Origin of the sequence: Porphyromonas loveana (assembly GCF_003096695.1) — a bacterium.
GTDB classification, from domain to species: Bacteria; Bacteroidota; Bacteroidia; order Bacteroidales; family Porphyromonadaceae; genus Porphyromonas; species Porphyromonas loveana.
Genome location: NZ_QEKY01000034.1, coordinates 1 through 2,687, shown reverse-complemented (window position 1 = coordinate 2,687; position 2,687 = coordinate 1). Strand labels below are relative to the sequence as shown.

At 49.0% G+C, this 2,687-nt stretch carries 2 protein-coding genes; both read right to left on the bottom strand.

The features are described from left to right. Positions 1-620 (bottom strand): DUF2436 domain-containing protein (locus C7382_RS09935; RefSeq protein WP_243405713.1); only part of this gene is annotated, 620 nt, incomplete at its 3' end. Positions 621-1,288: 668 nt separating this feature from the next. Further along, positions 1,289-2,407: a choice-of-anchor J domain-containing protein gene (locus tag C7382_RS09930; RefSeq protein WP_116680105.1), complete on the bottom strand. Its 1,119-nt coding sequence runs from the start codon at positions 2,405-2,407 to the stop codon at positions 1,289-1,291. Positions 2,408-2,687: the final 280 nt, after the last annotated feature.

The window sequence follows — 2,687 nt, the reverse complement described above, 5'->3', positions numbered from 1 at the left end:
CCGGTGGGAAGTTCCAGCGTATAGTTCGCTCCGCCCATGTCTACATTATTGAATGTCTCAGCGAAGGCAGTCGTCGGATCAGGATCAGGATCAGGGCCCGGACCTGAACCGTTGGGGGCGGTCCAATTGAGCGTCACCTTATTGCCATCGGCCGAACCAGTCAGATTCTGTACAGGGTTGAAATTCGGCGTATCACCACCACCAGTCACTACGACCTCCGCATTGTCGCCTGTGCCCAACTGACTGATAGTAAAGTGGTATGTCTTACCTGCCTCTACAGCATAGTCGTCAGCTCTGGCAACTCCCTGACCTACGATGTAGATCTTTCCAGGATTAGGATTGATGATGACATAGTCATATGTACCGGCAGGGATATCTACCGTAGCAGTCCCATCAAGCACAAAATTGGTCGGCGTAAAGCTGGCATCAGCATTGGCCGGCACCTTGTACTCAAAGGGGTCGAAAAGGCCTGCAGGGATAGACCCGCTGGCAAAAGTCCAACTATTAGATTCCAACGTAGGGATGGAGGCTCCATACTCGTTATGGTCAGCATCCCAGAGCATCTGATAGCCAGTGCCGTCGTTCCATACATTGTGTGCTTCCAAGATTATTCGCGCCATGCCGGCAGGAATAGGATCGCGAAGGTCCTGGACTGTCCGAATACCTTTTTGCGCAGGCAACTGATACCCTTGAGAAGGCATAACCTTAGGCCCTCTCTGCGCTGTTGCCGTCGGCCCCCAACAGAAGAATAGAGACAACAAGACAGCAAGCGAGAATAAAGAATTCAATTTTCTCATACCTTTTGTAACGTGTTATAAGTTTGAGTTCGCATGACAACACTCTACTGTTGTCGGGCGCAATTTATGGAAAGAATCCCATTCTACCAAATTTTTTATGCACAAAAAACGAAATTAGTCGGATTTTTATCTTTTTCCATACGCAGGAAAAACCAAAGACATGCTCAAAAAAGTACGGACACACGGCATTTCGACAAAAACACATGGCAAAAGTCCGCTTTTGGTATCAAATAGACTAAAATCTTCTTTTTTACAGAACTCCGCAGACTTTATCGTCCTGCCTATAATTTTTTACAGATCTGGAAGGAGGGAGGAGTATTTCTCGGCACAAATGGCACCATATATTCGCCACAAAAGGAGGCTATCCTGTTCCTTTTAGGGGGCTAATAAGCTCCTTCCCGACAAAAAAGAGAGGGTCTGCCGAAACTTCACTCTCGACACACCCTCTCCTTATATTATGGCTTCTCTATGCAGAGAGCTACAGGCAGACGTTACTTCACTGCCACCTTTTCGACGTACGACTTGCCGTCCACAACGATCATGACAGCATAGATTCCCGTCTGAGCTTCGTACACTACCACCTCCCGATCGGCGGCCAGACGGCGACCGTTCATATCGTAGATCATGGCTTCACCTTGGCAGGCTACGATAATCGCATTGCCCACGATCGTGAGCGTATAAGGCTTGGGCACAAATATGCTCTCCACGCTTCCGGGAGAGAGAGTCACGCACTCCTGGGGCGACGTACCGGCTGCATACTGCACTTCCACACAGTATTCATGGCTACCGGTCACGTTCTCTTCGATATACGTCGTCGCCGTGAGACTTCCTGCCACTTCCAATCCATCGCGATACACGGTGTAAGAGTATCCAGCCTTCCCTGTGTGCTCGCCACCGAATGTGACATCATCGAACAGGACTGCTAAACAATCGGCATACCGTGAACCGTCATGTGCAGCAGCCTTGGCGAGTGCAGGAGCATCCCATGTAAGAACAACGCGACCATTACCGTCCATCGTACCAGAAAGATTCTGAACCGGATTGAGATTTACGGGGCCACTGCCGTTAGTAAATTCTACATCATCGAGGCGCAGATAATTTTGTCCACTACAGTTATAATGTCGGAAAGCAATCTGCATGGCTCCTGCCGGCAAATCGACAGAACGTTCGTACCACTCGGACTGAGCACGCCCTTTACTCAGTGTCTCGCTGAACAAAACGGTGAACTCCTCCTGCCCCGCAACTCTCACCATGACAGCATAGTGCTCGTTGGGATACAAGTCATTTACAGAAACGAAGTATCTCATTTTCGTGGCACCGGTGATGTCAGGTGATATCAACCAGTTGTCGGGGTTCAGGCTATGACCTCCACTCCACGAGAAAGAAGCCGCCATACCCGTTCCCGTATGCGCTGTTTGATAAGTACCCGTGGCAGAGTGCAACCAGCTCCATGTGTCGCCATCGGCATCTTGAATCGCCCACGTGTCGGGAATGCTGCCTTCAAAACCTTCCGTGTAGGGGAATGTCATTCCCTGCGCTACTGCTTTCTGCCCAAACCCGAAGAAGGCAAGCACGAGAGCGGCAGAGAAAAAAGAAGAAATCTTTCTCATTACTTTCGTTTATCTTAAAAGAAGTTGTAATTATTATTCAGAGTAGATCTTCCTGCAGAATGACGCAAATATACCGAATTTCTGCCCACATATCTCACTCATAAGATGAAGGAAGTTATTATGACTCACAATATGTATTGGAAGAGGATTCTTTCCGTGATAATAATCGGCTTGGGACTAACGTTCGTGCAGACCGGCAAGGCAATCGAAGTGGGGTTGATGCTACCGCTCTCGGGTAATATACAGCGTTACGTGGAGTTCTACGAGGGGATGCTGATGG